This window comes from Emticicia aquatica, assembly GCF_923079645.1.
Classification (GTDB): Bacteria; Bacteroidota; Bacteroidia; order Cytophagales; family Spirosomataceae; genus Emticicia; species Emticicia aquatica.
Genome location: NZ_CAKLPY010000001.1, coordinates 2,082,768 through 2,100,699, shown reverse-complemented (window position 1 = coordinate 2,100,699; position 17,932 = coordinate 2,082,768). Strand labels below are relative to the sequence as shown.

Here is a 17,932-nt window from a genome sequence, read left to right as displayed (position 1 = left end):
AAGATAAGGAAAATTCAAAAACATTCAAACAATCTGATTTTGATAATCATTGAAAATCACTTTGTAGAAGTTGAAATATTAATGTTGGAAGAGAATTTTTTGTATTTCTATAATTTCATTTTTAAAATTGGATAAGGCTTATTCGTGCTGTCTAGCGGCATTCGGTCATAGATTTTGAACCCATTTTTTTGGTAAAAAATGACTGCATTTATATTGTCTTCATTGACATCAACTTCAGTTATTTTTAATTCATTCAAAGCAAAACCAAGTGATAATTTACCAATTCCTTGTCCGATGAATGATGGTTTTAAAAATAGCATTTCTAGTTTTTTATCAGCAACGCCAAAAAATCCAGCCATCTCTGAACTTTCTGTCAAAATACAAAAAACATCAAATGCTGTAAAATCAATTTCTTTGACCATAGATTTATAAAAATCAAAATCCGTTGAATGTAAAAAATGATGAGTCGCTCGCACAGATTCTTCCCAAATATCTATGATTTGCGACCGAAAATTGACATTGTATTTTTCGATTTTTACCGTCATTTTGAAGCTTTTTTGTTTTTTAGCACAACACCATTTTTATCCAACAAAACCTGTTTATTATCAAGTGTCCACGCTAACCATTGATTGTTTTTTAGCTTGTTTATTTTCTTGAAACGTTGTCCAGATTTGTTTAAATATCCTTTTTCTCGGTAATTTTTCCAAAACCAATGTTCTTGATTTTTTTCGTATACACGATAACCGCCCAAATAATATTCTGAAAAACCATTTGAAAAAGGCGTTACAAAATCAAATTTGGCAGCAATAATCTTTTTACCTTCAGCATTTGCAAAACCGATTTTATTGTTTTCGACAAACCTAAAAAGCCCTTCTTCGATATAATCTGGGCCATTATCGTAGATAAATGGTTTTAAGATTACTTGCCCGTTTTTGTCAATTCCCAACCATTCCGAATGTAGTAAAACTATCGCCATTGAAGTTAATGTATCAGTCGATGTTTGGCTAAATTGAGCTTCTATGGCAATTATTCCAGTTATATTTTTGTAGCCAATCAAATTTTTTCCAGAAGTCGAGTCAATAAATGAAACCAAATATTCCTTATTTTTTTGTCCAAAAGCGAGAATATTGATAAATAATAATATTACTATGAAGCTATTTTTCATTTTAAAATTTTATTGGATAAGTTGGCAATATTCTATTCTTTCAAAACATAAATGGCATCCAAATTTCTGCCAAAACCATCATAATCGAGGCCATAGCCAATTACAAATTTATTTTCAATTTCAAAACCAACATAATCTAACTTCAGCGGAACTTTGAGGGCATCTGGTTTGAAAAGCATCGTCATTATTTTGATTGAAGCGGGTTTTTGGGCAGCCAATTGTCCTAAAATCTCTTGCATTGTCATACCAGTATCTACAATATCTTCGACAATAATTATATCTCGGTTTTGAATATCTTCTTTCAAACCCAATATTTGCTTTACATTTCCCGTAGATTCGGTGCTTTGGTACGATGAAACCCGAATAAAAGTTATTTCACATTCAATCTCAATAGATTTGAATAAATCACCGACAAACATAAACGACCCATTCAAAACACCAATCAATAAAGGATTTTTTCCTGCATAATCTTTGTTTACCTCTTGGGCGAGAACTTTTATGCGGTCTTGTAAAGGAGTAGATTCGATGAATGGTACGAAGAATTTGTCTCTAATGTGTTTCATTTTGGAAGTAATTTTATTCTTTGTGCAATTTAAGCTAAGATTTGGCTGATTTGCAAATGATTTCTACTTAATGAAAAATAATTTTAAGAAAATTTTAAGTTTTTGTAATTTTGCCAAATGTGTTACGTTAATGAATAAAAAATCCAGAAAATATGAAATCTAAAAATGCTTGGTTATTGGTTTGTTTATTGATTAGTCAATTGGCTCAGGCACAGTTTTCTTGGTTTGGCGGCGACACCAAAAAGAAACATCATGAAGTGCTACTCGCTAACCGTGCTATTCAGATAGAAGCAACTCAGGCTATCAATAATATGTATAATTTTAATTACGATGCCGCCGAACGTGATTTTAGATGGCTTACTGTCAAATATCCCGAACATCCGATTGGTTTCTTTTTATTGGGATTAAACGAATGGTGGAAAATTGTTCCTGATACCAAAGATGAAACCCACGATGATGCGTGTCTGGCAAATATGGATAGAGCCATTGATTTGGCCGATGATATGCTTGATGATGATGACAGCGATAAAGAAGCGGCATTTTTTCAAGCGGCTGCTTATGCTTTTAAAGGACGTTTGCATTCGGAGCGTGGAAATTGGATAAAAGCTGCATGGGATGGTAAACAAGCAATGAAATATTTAGAAAAATGTCGTGGATTTGGAGATTTTAACCCCGAATTAGCCATTGGCGATGGGTTGTATAATTATTATTCAAAGTGGATTCCAGAGAATTATCCTTCGTTGAAACCGATGTTGGTATTTTTCCGTAAGGGAGTTAAAAATGAAGGAATCAAACAATTAGAATATGTGGCCTCGAATGCTTTTTATACAAGAATGGAAGCAAAATATTTCTTGATGCAAATCTATTCGATGGAAAATCAGCATCAAAAAGCCTATTATATGGCAACACAAATGCACATATTGTATCCTGATAATTCATTTTTTCATCGGTTTGCTGCCCGAACTGCATTTATGTTAGGAAAATCTGACGAAGCAGAAAAATTGGCCGAAGAGCTGCTCAATAACGTAAATACAGCAAAATACGGCTACGAAAGTACTGCTGGCCGTTATGCTGCATATATTTTGGGTTATATTAATCTAAATTATAAAAGAGATTTGCCTAAAGCTCGAGAATATTATCAAAAAACCATTGATTTTGCTTTACAAAATGATTCTAAAGATTCAGGATATTTTTTAGGAGCTAATTTAGCACTTGGGAAAATAGCAAATTCAGAAAAAGATTATGTAAAAGCTTTGCAATATTTTAATGTCGTAGCCACAAACGCTGATAAAAAATTGGAAACATATAAAGAAGCTAAAAAACTTATTGAAGAGACCAAAAAAGTAATGAAGGCTGATAAGAAAAAGAAATAGGCCGCTCTTCTTAAATTTCATTTTTTTTGACCTTACTTTTGAAAGTAATTTTCAAGAAAATATATGATATTTCAAGAATTTAGAAAAAAAATACAATCCACCGCCATATTATTTGTCTGCTTATCCCTTCCTATTGCGAAGGGCTGGGTGGGTTTTCTTCAAGCACAAACGCTCATTCGTGGCCCTTATTTGCAACAATTGGGAAGTAATTCAGTCATAATTCGTTGGCGAACTGACTTACTTACCAATAGTTTAGTTACTTATAACAAGCAAGATTTTGCAGAAAAACAAACAGTAAAAGATTTAACATTGACGAAGGAACATATTGTGCAACTAACTGATTTAGAGCCAAATACAAGGTATTCTTATTCGGTTGGTTCAGATACAAAAACGTTAGCATCAGGCAGAGATTTTTACTTTATTACCGCTCCAACAGTTAATAATTCTCGACCAATAAATATCTGGGCGATGGGAGATTTTGGCGATAACTCAAAACCTGTTTATACAAAAAATCAGACTGATGTTCGTGACCAATATCTCAAAAATAAATCAAGTTATACAGATATGTGGCTTTGGCTTGGTGACAATGCTTATGGGGTTGGAACTGATACCGAATACCAAAAGTTAGTTTTTGATTTTTATGGTAGCAATATTTTAGGAAATACTACATTTTTTCCAGTTCCAGGCAATCACGAATATTTAGAAACTCCCACCGCACAAATCGACAAAAAGATTAGTTATTTCAATATTATTAATGTTCCAACTCAAGGCGAATTGGGCGGCATTGCCTCTAACACAAAAGCTTATTATTCTTATAATTATGGAAATATACATTTTGTAGCCCTCGATTCATATGGACTTGAAGAAGGAAAATTTCGACTTTATAATACTGAAAGTAAACAATACCAATGGCTAGTTCATGATTTAGAAAGCAATAAATCTCTTTGGACGGTTGTTTTTTTTCATCATCCTCCATATACAAAACGTTCTCATGATTCTAATGCAGAGGAAGAATTGAGGTTAATTCGAGAACGTTTGGTGCCTGTTTTCGATAAAAATAAAGTAGATTTAGTATTGAATGGCCATAGTCATGTTTACGAGCGTTCGTTTTTGATGAAAGGCCAAACTGGGCATTCAGCAACTTTTAATCCCGCGATTCATGTCGTACAAAATGTAAATGGGAAATATGAAAAAAAAGGTGATTCTCGACCAATAATCAATAAAGATGAAGGTACGATTTATGCTGTTGTTGGTTCAGCAGGAAGACTCGATTGGAACGGCGACCCTGAGCCACACCCAACTTCAGTCTATTCAAATTATACCATCGGCGGTTCTTTGTTAATGACTTTTAATGATAATCGCTTAGATGCCCGTTGGGTTTGTGCCGATGGCGAAATTAGAGATAATTTCACCGTTTTTAAGAATGTTAATAAAACGGAAAAGAAAAGTATCGAATATGGTGAAAAAATAAGATTAAATGCTTCGTGGAAAGGATCACATCAATGGTCGATTGGGGTAAAAAATCAAGAATTTATAGAGATTTCTCCTCGAAAAGATACAATTATTTCAGTTGTAGATTCACTTGGTTTTTTGAAGGATATTTTTCAGATTACAGTTTCGCCAAAACCTATTATTACTACTGAATTCCTTAGTTCTGAGCCAATTTGCTTAAAAAAATCCTTGAAGGTATATTTTAATGTTAAAAATACTCCAACAGGAAAATGGAATTATCAGCTCGAATTATCCGATGAAAATGGCTCTTTTGATAAAGCTACAGTTGTAGCTAAAGCGAGTAAAAGTCCATTTGAAATTACGCTTGCTGACACATTGAAAGAAAGTCCCAATTATCGTTTTCGAATAAGACCAAATGTCGATTTTTTTGAAGAAATTCCTAGTCAAAAATTTTCAGTTTTTTTACCAGCAACTGCCACCTTTTTAGGTGAAACAATCATTCCTTTTGATACTATCATAACCTTAAAACTTGGTTTTGAAGGCTCTTTACCTTTTACTTATAAAATTAGCTCTTTTACGGAAGGTACTGCCCAAAGTAAAGAGCTTGTGTTGAAGGTAAAGCAATTGGCAAGTGCAAATTATGTTTTAGAAAATGTGAGTAATATATGCGGCAATGGTACAGTTTTAAGTAATAATAAAATTTCAATTTTAGCTCCATTAGCGATTGAAGGAGAAGAAAATCAAGCAGTGAGTATTTTTCCAAATCCTACTTTTGGAGAAATAACCATAGAAAATCATACAAATAAACAAATCAAAGGTCTGTTGATTTTGCGAGATATAAATGGTAAAAAATTGTCACAAAAGTCAATTTCTATCAATCAGCAAGAACAATTTTCTTTAGAAGAATATGCTGCTGGAACTTACATTTTAACGTTAAAAACATCAAAATTAAGGATAAATCAAAAAATTATTAAGTATTAATGAACGTTATTAGCAACAAAAAAAGCACTAAAATTAATAATTTTAGTGCTTTTGGCATTAGAAGTAAAGCCTATTTATCAAGGTACAGGCAATACTTGTGTATCTTTAAAAGTAGAAAGAATAACCATTGTTTGAGTATTGGCTACTTCTTCAATCTCATTAATGGTCTCCATGATAAGTTTTTGGTAAGAATTTATATCTTTCGCAATCACTTTCAACAAAAAGTCACACGAACCAGTTACGTGATGACATTCAATAATTTCAGGTACTTTAGCGATTTTTTCAACAAAAGCTTCGGTAACGGCTTTGCGGTGTCCCGAAAGCGATACTTGCACGAAAGTCATTACGCCAAGTCCAACTTTTTCTCTATCTATTTGAGCATGGTAACTTTTGATGATACCCGAAACTTCTAATTTTTTTACCCTTTCGAGGGTTGGAGCAGGCGATAATCCGATTTCTTTTGAAAGCTGAGCGTTGGTAATTTTACCATTACTTTGTAAGATTTCCAGAAGGCTATGGTCAATCTGGTCTAGTTTGTTAATACTCATTTGGAGTAATTGATTTATTAGAAGTGCAAAATATTATTTGGTGCAAAGTTACTGTTTTTTTAAATAAAACAATTATTAATTCTGAAAAAATAACAAAAAAGAAAACTTATTTTGGAAAAAAGCCTGAAAACAAAAATTGATATGACAGATTTACCTCATTTTTTTGCAATTTTATTATGAGAAATACTTCGTTGGCGACTGCATTTATGGCGAAAATCATCAATTCCAGATTTTGCCAAATGTTTCGTAACTCTACCTTGTACACGTTCACGCCACATTCGCCAAGATGACGGTTTCATCTCTCGTCGCATTAGTTCGATAACTTCCTGTTCTTTCAGTCCAAATTGAATTTCTATTGCATCAAAAGGAGTGCGGTCTTCCCAAGCCATTTCTACGATTCTATCTCTATCTTGGTCGTTGATTGAATGATATTTTGCTCTTGAATTCATTAAAAAGTTATTTAGTCTTTTCTTAACCCTCATATAATACAGATTGTTTTAGTTTTGAAGCCAATAAAAATCACACGCTTATGCGGCCAATCTGTGTTTGTTTCTGTTGGATGAGGAATTTTTCTAAAAAAAAGTCTTTTTTCTATGTAAATATTATTTTTTGTTCTAGTTTTAATTTCCAAAACACAACTTTAACTGCTCGATTAATATGAAAAATATTATATCCAATAACTACTTTTTGCCTAAAAAAAGTTACACTATTTATTCATTTTTTTGTTCCGCCTAAAATTTAAGCTCAACTTTCAATTTTTAGGTTTCCAGACTAAGCCAATGCCATCAATGTAGTATTGGTCTATTTATCCACCAATTAATTTTAATATACGATGAGAAAAATCTATTTTTCGACATTTATGTCGTGCTTTTTTTTGTTTGTCTTTAATCAACTCTTTGCCCAAAATGTAAGTGTATTTCAGTCGCAAATCATCATTAATAGTAATGGAAACGAAGTTATTTTTGATGGGAGTGGTTCGTCAGGAAATGAAAGTTTTAATGATAAAAATTTGGGAATCTTCGCTTGTTCATCAACACTTTTACTCAATGGAGGAGAAGCTATTACTCAAAAAAATGGAGGTTGCGAAATCTCAACAATAAAATTAGCTTATCGAATTTATTTACAAGGAAGTACAATTTTACCTGCATTTTCTGAAATAGAATTACCAAATAACGCTGATTTAGGAACTTGTTTCAATGATTATTCTTGCCAAAAGTGGCGAAAAAATAACGCTGGAATTAACCTGCTTTCAGGGCTTTCAAACGGAGTCTATAAAATTGAAGTATATTTTGTTGGTACGACTCAGTCTTGTTCGGTTGAACGCTTTTATGACACTAATTTTAATCGAAATTATACTGCTACCTTTACTATTGAAAATCCAATTTCTGTAACAAATCAATCACCTTCAACTCAATCGGTTTGTTATGGAAGCAATGCTGTGCTCAGTGCTACTTCAACGGGGGCAGATTCTTTTTATTGGCAAAAAAAAGTTGGTAACGACTGGCTAAATATTAGTAATGGCTCGATTATTAACGGAGCAACTACCACGCTTAATCTAGTAAATGTTACTGCTACCGAAATTTATCAATGTGTTTTTACTAATTGTGGTGGATTAAATAGCTTGATTTCAAATCCAATGACGGTTTCATATACACGACCCATGATTACGAGTCAACCCATTGCAAATCAGTCGGATTGTCTTGGACTTAGTACCAGATTTATTGTAAATGCGAGCGGCTCAAAGCTTACTTTTCAATGGCAACGAAGTGTAACAGGCACTTTTTCAAATATTTTGCTTGATGCCAATCATAGCGTCGTAAATACAACTACTTCTTCTAATTTATTGGTTGATGACATTGGTAGTACCGTTGACCCACACGGCAGTAAATATAAGTGTATAATTACCGATGAAAAAGGTTGCACTAACACGTCAGACATTTCTAATCTGTTGATTAATACAGTTATATCGGCCAATGACCCAATTGTTTGTACGGGTTCAACGGCATCGCTTTCGACAACAATTCAAGGAACGGCAACTGGCTTTCAATGGCAAAAAAAGACTGTAAATACTTGGAATGATGTCAGCGATGGCGGAAGTTTGAGCGGAGCAAATACCCAAACGTTAAAAATAACAAATATTGGCAGCCCTGATAATGGAAATGATTATCGTTGTAAAGTTACTTTTTCAATTTCAACACCAAATAATAATTGTTTAGGTGCTACGGCAACAAATAATTTATGTACGACTGCGACCTGTGTTTATTCGCCAACGTTGGTTGCACAGCAGAATAGAATTGCTCTTATCAATTCACCAATTGCTCCAACGGCAAATAATGTTTCTAGATGTGGAATAGGAAGTGTAAAGCTGAAAACAACTACTTTATTAGGGGAAAAAGAAATATTTAGATGGTATGAAAGTGCTACTTCCACGGCGATTTTGAGTACAAAAGATAGCTTAATTACCGAGTTGCTGAACGTCGGAATTTATACATATTATTTAAGTATTTATAATTCAAATACGACTTGTGAAAGTAGTCGAATTCCTGTAACAGTGACGATTAAACCTTTACCAACAATTATGCTTGCTGACGTGTTGGCTATTTGTAACGCTGAAACAAGTTTTAATTTACCATTTTCTGAAACGTCAAATTCACCAGATTTATATAGTATTTCTGCCAGTAACCCCGAATTAAGTAATTTTTCTTTGATTAACAATGCCCCTTTAGGAAGTTCTCCGATTAATATTCCAATTCCATCAAATTCAGCAGCAGGGAATTATCAATTTGCAATTTCAGTGACTAATTCGACGACTTCCTGTATTTCTGAACCACAAAATTTTTCAGTCAAAATTAACGAAACACCCTATAAGCCAACAGTTATTAGTCCAGTAAATTATTGCCAAAACCAATCATCAACGGCATTAACCGCTACTGCAATTGGTACAAATTCTTTGTTTTGGTATGGTACAAATGCAATTGGTGGAATTGCTGAGATTAATGCTCCGATTCCAAATTCGACTATTGTTGGTTCGACAACCTATTATTTAAGTCAAAAAAGTGTTGATAATTGTGAAAGCTTGAGAGCTGAAATTTTTGTAAAAATCAATGAAAACCCAACAGCACCAACTACCAATACTGACATTAGTTATTGTAATAATGCTGTTGCAACATCGCTTATTGCCATTCCTGAAAACTCAAATAGTTTAATTTGGTATGATGAAAACGACAATGTTTTAACAAGTTCTCCAACACCAAATACTGGAATTATTGGGACTCAAGTTTTTAAAGTAAGTCAAAAAACGCCATTTCCAGCAGGTTGTGAAGGCATAAAATCAATTATTTCTTTAAAAATCAATGCAAATCCAACTATACCATTGGTAAATTCTCCGATTGGTTATTGCCAAAATGCTTTAGCGAGCAAGCTTTCTGCAACCCCAACAAATACTAATCAATTGATTTGGTATGGAACAAGTTCGACTGGAGGAACAAGTAGTTTATTGGCCCCAATTCCTTCAACAAATTTGTCAGGAAAAAAAGATTATTATGTAAGTCAGAAAGATGAGAATAGTTGTGAAAGTTTTCGAGCAAAAATAGAAGTTGATGTTACACCAACTTTGATGGCTACGATTGCTGGAATAAATGCTTTTTGTATTACAGGAATTTTGAATAATTCAACAACATTGACTACCAATCCAATTGGTGGAAATGGAACATTTACTTATCAATGGCAAAATTTAGCAGGAAATATTGAAACTGCAACTAATCAAACATACATTGTTTTTAGCCAAAATGCCAATACGGATACTTATAAATCAATCGTTAAATCGGGTTTTTGTACGACTTCGGCAACATTAACTGTTAACAAACAAGGTTTGGCTGATACACCAAATGTGACTGGAAATTTACCTGATTTATGTGTCAGTGGTTCAAAAACACTAAAAATAGATAATCCAAATGCTTTTGGTGTTTACAAGTGGTTTTCGGATGAGAATTCTTTAGCACCTATAGCATTAGGTACAAGTTTTACAACGCCAATTTTATCTGAAACAAGTACTTTTTATGTGGTAAGAGAAGCAAATTTGACAGCGAACCTTGTTTGTCAAACTGAACGAAAGACTGTAATAATCAACATAAATTCAATTCCAGCAAAGCCAGAAATAAATAATTCGGCGAATAAAACAACATTTTGCAATTCGGACGAGAGTTTTACATTAAATGTTTCTTGTAATTCGGGAAACGGTCAATATCGTTTAAACAGTTCAAGTTGGATTGCAGGAAATTCAGTAACAATTAATCCATCATCTTTTCTAGCAAATACAACAATTACTTATGATTTTAAATGTGTTTTAGAAGAAGGTTGCGAAAGTAACTTTTCATCAGCTATTATTAAAATAACTTCATCAACCGCAGCTCCAATTATTTCTGGAAATACAAGTTTTTGCGAAGGAACCTCTACTATATTAATTGCTAATGGATGTGCTGGAGATATAATTTGGTCGAATGGAATATCTGCAAGTTCGATAACTGTTTCATCAGCAGGTACTTATCAAGCAAAATGTTTTGCAAATAATTGCATGAGCTTTCTTTCGGATAAATTGATTACTAGTGTAAATTCATTCCCAACGTTTTCAAAACAACCATTAAATCAAACAAATTGTAAAGGAAATAGCCAAAGTTTTTCAGCAACGGTCAATTCGATAGCTACTTTACAATGGGAGTATAGAAAAACAAATAACGATTTGTTTTCAAATGTAGGAACACCATTTGTTGGCCTAAGTCGCTCATTTGCAGCGTCTAATATAGGCTCTTCAACCTATCCAAATGGTTCTGAGTTTCGATTAAAAGCTACTTCCAATAGTTGTATTTCATATTCAGATATTGCCGTTTTAAAGGTAAATACCATTAGCGGAGATATTCCTGATTTAACAATATGTAGTGCAAAAACAGCAATTTTTGACCTTGAAAATCTTACCATAAACGGAACTATTTCGAGTTATGAGTGGGAGGTAAGTTCATCTGCTGGGAGTGGTTTTATAGCTGTTTCAGGAAGCCAATTTAGTGGAGAAAAGACCAATAAATTAGTTATTAATCCAGTTAGTTCTATTGATGGGAATAAGTATTATCGATGTAAAATTGTTTTTACAAATACAGTGAGTGGAGCTTGTACGATTCAAACACTTAGTGGGAAATTGACTGTTACAACAATTCCACCACCTGTTATTACTGGATCAAATAATATTTGTGAAGGAGATGTAACAACACTGACGGCATCGGGTTGTATCGGAACTGTTAAATGGAATAATGGATTAACAGGGAGTATGATAACTGTTTCATTATCAGGTGCTTATAAAGCTAAATGTTTAAAAGAAAACTGCGAAAGTGATTATTCAAATGAACATATTTTAAGTATAAATGACCTTCCAAATTCACCAAAAATCACTTCTAATGATACTGATAATACAATTTGTCAAGGAGAACAGCTAACTTTAACATCGAGTGAATGTGCTGGTACTGTCTTTTGGTCCAATAGTAAAACATCAAATGAAATTATTGTTTCAACTGCTGGAACCTACTCGGCTCAATGCATCGTAAATAATTGTTTGAGTGAAAAATCTCCTCCACAAATAATTGTAGTAAATAATATTCCTGCTCCACCAATTATTTCTGGAAATGCTAGTATTTGTTTCGGAACTGCAACAATCTTAACCGCCAATGGATGCAATGGATTTGTAAGATGGAATTTTGGCTCAACAAATACTTCTATTAGCGTATCATCATCAGGAACATACACTGTGTCTTGTACGGAAAATGATTGCGAAAGTGAAGTTTCTCGACCAAAAATAGTGACCGTTCGGGCTGTGCCAGCGGCTCCATTAATTAAAGGAAGTTTAACCATTTGCAAAGGTTCAGCTCAAATTTTGACTGCAAATGGTTGTTATGGTACAATTTCTTGGAATACGGGCGATTTAGGGAGTACATTAAGTGTTTTATCATCAGGAACGTATACTGCAACTTGTACAGAAAATGAATGTACAAGCCTAATTTCACCACCGCATATTATTTCAGAAAACCAACTACCAAACATTAGACTTGACGCAATATTACCAATCTGTAATTCGGCAACGGAGTATGATTTAAGCTATTTGACCAAAGAGAATTCACCTGACAAGTATAGTTTAGTTTCAACAATGCCTGATTTTGATGAAATAAACGAAGCTGAATTACCAGAAAGTCCAATTTTAATAAATATTCCTCAAGCGAAATCTGGAATATTTGTTTTTACGCTTACATTAAAAAACACAGAAACTGGATGTGTTAATAGTCAACCTTTCGATGCAACAATTTTGCCACCATTGATTGGAGGTAGCATTGAAAACTCTTCAAGTACAATTAATTGTTCGGGCTATAATGCTGGGGTTATTTCAAGTATTAACCTTGCTGGTGGAGGTAAAATTCCTTATGAATATCAATGGCAAAGTTCAATAAATAGAGAGAGTTTTATAGATATTACCAATGCAAAAAGTAGTAGTTATGATCCACCAGGTTTAACTCAAACGACTTATTTTAGAAGAATAACAAAGGATGCTTGTGAGGAAGAAGGATTCTCAGACAATATTCATCAAATTATAATTGTTTCGGATCCACAAATTTCAATAACTGATGCAACGGATAAAACACTATGTTCTGGCGGTGAAATCGTATTAAATGCAACAATTCTTGGAGGTGCTGGCACTTGTGCTATAACTTGGCAGTCTTCAAATTCGCCTTCTGGAATGTTTATTAATGAACAGAATGGCGGTTTTTCATTTACAAAGACTATTTTAAATGATACGTATTTACCACAAATAAAATATTTTCGAGCTATTTATGTTTGTTCGGGAATTGGTTCATCGGCGTGTAATCAAGCAATTTCGGAGACTGTTAAAGTTACAATTCATCCAATTCCAAATCCGCCAACTATTTCACCAAATTCGGCTGTTCTTTGTTCAAACCAATCAATTAAACTCATTGCGGATGGTTGTAATGGCACTGTAATTTGGGATGGAAATCAGTCTGGAAGTACACTTATGGTGACTGAGGCAGGAACATATTCAGCCACTTGCACGGTGAATAATTGTATGAGTACTATGAGAGCTTTATCATTGATTTCTGAAGTTGAATCACCCATTAATCCTCCAATAATTAGTTCATCAACGGTCATTTGTAAAGGAAATTCTGCTAATTTAGAAGCATCAGGTTGCACCGGAATTGTGGTTTGGAGTAATGGAATGACTGGCGTAAGAATTACTGTAAGTCCCTCATTGACAACTAATTATACCGCTATCTGTACAGATGGAATATGCATAAGTGCTGAAAGTAATCAAGTGATTGTTACTTTGAAAGAATATCCAATTATTAATCAACAACCCAAAAGCCAAGCTGATTGTAGAGGGAATTCTGTGACATTTTTAGTGAACGCATCTACTTCAAATTCCTATCAATGGCAAAGGAAAATTACTAATGAAAACTTCGAAAATATTCCTTATGCAATTGCTAATACATTAACAATAACTGATGTAGGAAGTATTTCTAATCCAAATTTATCCGAATATCGAATTATCATTGCAAATGATGTTTGTGCTGTTACTTCGACTGCTGCTATTTTAACAGTAAATAATGTATCGGGAAGTATCGACGACCAATATATTTGTGGAGGAAACAATGTAACATTTGATTTGGATAGCATTCGCACAACGGGTATTATACAAAATTATCAATGGCAAAAAAGAGTGAGTACTTCAGGAACTTGGAATGATATTTTAGAAGAAAGAAATTCGACCCTTATCATAAATAATGCTTCAAAAATTGATGCCCAATATTATCGTTGTAAAATTAACTTTTCGGCTGGAAGTTCAACTTGTGCCAGATACACAACAGAAGAAGATGCCAATGGAGCAAAACTTATGGTTTATGAATCGACAATGCCTATTATTTCAGGAAATAATGCGATTTGTCTAGGTAAATCTACTAAACTGACGGCAAGCAATTGTAATGGGAATTTAACTTGGTCAAGTGGTCAAACAACACCTATAATTACAGTTTCTCCCATCGAAACAAGTACATATACCGTAATTTGCACATCAAATCAATGTGATTTTGTGGTTGAGTCAGCTCCATTTGAAGTGAAAGTTAACGCCACACCAATTCCAGAAAATGCTACGTTTGATGTGATTTTTCCTGAAAAATTGACTTTTAAAGCAATTAAAACCATTATTAATGGCAAACTGAAATGGTATAATAAAGCTACAAATGGTACATTTGATGAAGTTCCGCCTTCATATAGTAGCGTTGGGTCATATATTTATTGGGTAACACAATTAGATTCAATTACTACCTGTGAAAGTTCGAGACTACAAATTAATGCCAAGCTTTTGGATTATTTTCATATAACAAAACAACCATCAACTCAAGCAGATTGTAAAGGAAATTCAGTTTATATGGATGTAACTGCAGTTGGACCCAATGCAAATTTTACGTACCAATGGCAACGAAAAAGGCCAAACGAAGCCGAATTTTTAGATTTATTAGAAGATGGAAAAGGAATTAAAGGATGGTTTAGCAAAACAATGTCTGTATCGAATGTTGGAAATCAAGATAACCCACACTTAACGCAATATAGATGTATTGTGAGAAATGGAGATCAGTTTCTAACTTCTGAGTCGGCGACTTTAAAAGTCAATTCTGTCGTTGGTTCTTTACCTAATCTTGGCATTTGTATTGGAGGCAGTAGGAGTTTTAATCTACAAAGTTATTTTATTATTACTGGAAATATCGCAAGTTATCAGTGGCAATTTCGCTCAGAAACAAACGGAATATGGACTAATTTAACCGATAAAAATGGTATTAGCGGAAGTAATAAAAATGTTTTAAAATTCAATAATGTAACTTTTGAACAAGGTGTTTACTACCGATGTTTGATAAAATTTAATACTGAAGATTTTGAATGTACTGAGCCAACTGATGCCGCAAAATTGATTGTAAGTGCTTATCCTCCAGCTCCTTTGGTTAATGATGTATTTTACTGTCAGAATTCAAATGCAAGTAAATTAAAGGTGAATAGCTCTTTTCAAAACTTGGTTTGGTACAATCAAAAAGAAGAAAAAATAAGTGATTTAGCACCAACTCCTAGTACAAGTTTGGCTGGAAAATACAAATATTATGTTGCCGACCAAACTGATGAAGGTTGCGAAGGCCCCAAAGCAGCCATAAATGTTGAGATTGGAGCATTACCTCCAAACCCAATTAATACAACTCCAAATTCGGTTTCGGAAGGTACTATTTTAACTTTTTCTGCTGAAAATTCATCTTCAGAAAGCGAAATATTACGTTGGTATAATTCGGCAACAGGAACTACTTTTTCAACCAGTGCTCCAACTTTTTCAGCAATTGGGAAATATACCCGTTATGTAGCTCAATTATCTAAATATAGTTGTTTAGGTTCGAGATTGGCAATTTCTGCAAGTATTATTCCTATTTTGAAATTTTCAAAACAACCGACTTCGCAAGTAGATTGTGATGGAAATGCAGTTGTGTTTAGTGTAACAGCAATAAGTTCAAATGATATTTCGTATCAATGGCAACGACAGAAACCAACCGAAAACGTATTCAGTGATATTTTAGGAGAAACGACCAAATCCTTAAATATTGCAAATGTAGGCGATGAACAAAATCCTAATTTATCGAAGTACCGATGTGTTGTGAATGATGAGAAATCAACTATTATTTCAGATGAAGCAACTTTGACCGTAAATGAAATTAAAGGTAAAATATCCAATATTAATCTTTGTTTTGGTAAAAAGGCGAAACTTTCTTTTGATAATTTGCTCATTACTGGAAAAACTCAACAGTATCAATGGCAGAAAAAAGAAGGAAATACTTATACAAACATTCAGACAAATGAAGATGGGACAGCCTTGGTTAACGAAATGGGAACTTATCGTGGACGAGTGACATTTTTAGTTTCAGACAAATCTACTTGTGTACAAAACACAAATGATATTAAAATAGAAACAAAACCAATTCCACTTGCACCGCAAGTTATTGATAAAATAATTTGTCAAAATTCCCCATTCAACCTTTCAAAATCAGTCATATTTACAAATACAACTATTTGGTATGATTCAAAAATGGATACTTTAGGCAAAAAAGCTGCTCCACAATTAGATGTAAGTAAAGTTGGCAAGAATACATTTTATGTTAGTCAGATAAACCAATTTGCTTGTGAAAGTGAGCGTAAATCATTTGAAATAATTGTTTCCCCAATTCCTGCAAACCCACTTACGACCGATGTTCAATTTTGTCGTAATGCACCTAGTACTGTTTTGAATGCCATAATCGAAAATGAAAATCAATTGGTTTGGTATGAATCTTTTGATACTAAAATTTCACTCATCCAAGCACCCCTTCCAGAAACGAAAGTTGATGGTCAGAAAAGTTATTTTGTGAGTGCTAAAAATGCCACAAATTGTGAAAGTAGCAGAGAAGAGTTAAAGGTAAAAATTGTTCCATGCATAGCAACTTTTGAGAATAATTTCAATAATTGTTCGACTGTTTCGTCTGACAAAGTAAATGGCCAAAAATGGTATGATTTGTATGATAGCAACGGGTTATTATATGTTTCTGTCAATCCAAATGGAGAAAATTTGGGCAAAGTTTTGGCGTTAATGAAATATTTTGAAAAAGTGCCATTTTTATCAAACAAAATGCCATTAATGCCTCGGTACATTGATTTTCAAAGTATGTTAAAAAACAAATTTGTTAATCCTGTTTTTATAAGAATTTATTATAAAAATAGTGAATTTGAAGCTTTTAAAACAGCAACGAAACAACCAAATTTGACAATTAACGATTTTGTTATTGTCCATTATGATGGTGTTAGAGAAGATTGCGATTTTCAAAATAACGATAATTTTTTAGAAGGAAAAAGCGAAGTTATTGACAAAAATGTAATTGGAAAACAGGTTACAGATGATTTTTTTTATGTTGAGTTTCAACTGAATAGTTTTTCAGAAATAGGTGTGACTATTGAAAATTTCACCAAGATTTTATTTTCAGTAAATGAAATTGAAAATCAAAATTTTAGACTGAATTGGGAAACATCTTTCGAAATAAATGCTGAAAAATTTATTATTGAACGTAGCACAGATTGTGAAAATTGGATTTCATTCGGAGAAGTAAAAGCAAATGGACTGGCAAGTAGCTACGAAATGATTGATTATCAACCATTAAGTGGCAAAAATTGCTATCGTTTGATTTACTTAAATAACCAGGGTTTTAGAAAATATTCTGAAACAATTGAAGTTAATTTGAGTGATTTAAACCCTAAATGTTTAGTTTTTTCGAATCCAATTTCTAGTGACGATGTGAACGTTTACCTCAGAAATTTTATCGAAAAAGAAATAAAAATCTATAATTTACTTGGGCAAGAACAAGCTTTTAATTGGAAAAAAGATGAACGAGGAATTATACGTATCACTCCAAAGGAAAATCTTAAAGGCGTTTATGTAGTTGATCTTATTGATGAAAAAGGAACACATTGTACCCAAAAAATAGTAATAAATCGCTAATAAATAGATTATCAAAGAAGTAGTTAATTTTACTACTTCTTTGATAATTAGATGTTTTTAATACTTTGTTGAATATAAATTTAAGGTTTTGGGCTTTTGATAACCCATATTTGCGATTGCTTTTTTTATTTTTTCGGTTGCTTGTTTTTTATTTTCTGCGGCCATAAAATCATGGATTTTAAAGTCTTTTGCTTCAGCAGTGTATTCGTAAATTTTCATTTGCTTAATTTTTTAGTTGGAATTGG

9 protein-coding genes are annotated in these 17,932 nt (G+C 33.1%); 3 read left to right on the top strand and 6 right to left on the bottom strand.

Going from position 1 to position 17,932, the window contains the following annotated elements; genetic code table 11:
• Window positions 1-107 precede the first annotated feature (107 nt).
• From MJQ71_RS09020 to hpt, 3 genes are read right to left on the bottom strand one after another with little or no spacing between them, the layout of a single operon-like run.
• On the bottom strand, window positions 108-545 hold the full coding sequence (locus MJQ71_RS09020) for a GNAT family N-acetyltransferase (protein ID WP_238806248.1): 438 nt from the start codon (window positions 543-545) through the stop codon (window positions 108-110).
• On the bottom strand, window positions 542-1,165 hold the full coding sequence (locus MJQ71_RS09015) for a WG repeat-containing protein (RefSeq protein ID WP_238806247.1): 624 nt from the start codon (window positions 1,163-1,165) through the stop codon (window positions 542-544). The genes MJQ71_RS09020 and MJQ71_RS09015 overlap by 4 nt, the downstream gene beginning before the upstream one ends.
• A gap of 32 nt (window positions 1,166-1,197) precedes the next feature.
• Entirely contained in the window at window positions 1,198-1,728 is a 531-nt protein-coding gene (hpt, locus tag MJQ71_RS09010; protein ID WP_238806246.1) for a hypoxanthine phosphoribosyltransferase, read from the bottom strand.
• A 152-nt stretch (window positions 1,729-1,880) separates the two neighbouring features.
• Between hpt and MJQ71_RS09005 the strand changes: the two genes are divergently transcribed.
• Complete coding sequence (locus MJQ71_RS09005; protein ID WP_238806245.1) at window positions 1,881-3,101, top strand: tetratricopeptide repeat protein; 1,221 nt, start codon at window positions 1,881-1,883, stop codon at window positions 3,099-3,101.
• A 63-nt stretch (window positions 3,102-3,164) separates the two neighbouring features.
• Window positions 3,165-5,534: a metallophosphoesterase gene (locus tag MJQ71_RS09000; RefSeq protein WP_238806244.1), complete on the top strand. Its 2,370-nt coding sequence runs from the start codon at window positions 3,165-3,167 to the stop codon at window positions 5,532-5,534.
• Between the two features lie 77 nt (window positions 5,535-5,611).
• On the opposite strand, the gene MJQ71_RS08995 is transcribed toward MJQ71_RS09000, so the two are convergent.
• Together MJQ71_RS08995 and MJQ71_RS08990 are read right to left on the bottom strand one after the other, a co-directional pair.
• Window positions 5,612-6,082, bottom strand: a complete 471-nt coding sequence (locus MJQ71_RS08995) for an Lrp/AsnC family transcriptional regulator (RefSeq protein ID WP_238806243.1) — start codon at window positions 6,080-6,082, stop codon at window positions 5,612-5,614.
• 155 nt (window positions 6,083-6,237) lie between these two features.
• Complete coding sequence (locus MJQ71_RS08990; RefSeq protein ID WP_238806242.1) at window positions 6,238-6,531, bottom strand: TIGR03643 family protein; 294 nt, start codon at window positions 6,529-6,531, stop codon at window positions 6,238-6,240.
• Between the two features lie 383 nt (window positions 6,532-6,914).
• Between MJQ71_RS08990 and MJQ71_RS08985 the strand changes: the two genes are divergently transcribed.
• Entirely contained in the window at window positions 6,915-17,687 is a 10,773-nt protein-coding gene (locus tag MJQ71_RS08985; RefSeq protein WP_238806241.1) for an Ig-like domain-containing protein, read from the top strand.
• 57 nt (window positions 17,688-17,744) lie between these two features.
• Here the strand turns inward: MJQ71_RS08985 and MJQ71_RS08980 are convergent, their stop codons facing one another.
• Window positions 17,745-17,906, bottom strand: a complete 162-nt coding sequence (locus MJQ71_RS08980; protein ID WP_238806240.1) for a hypothetical protein — start codon at window positions 17,904-17,906, stop codon at window positions 17,745-17,747.
• Window positions 17,907-17,932 lie beyond the last annotated feature (26 nt).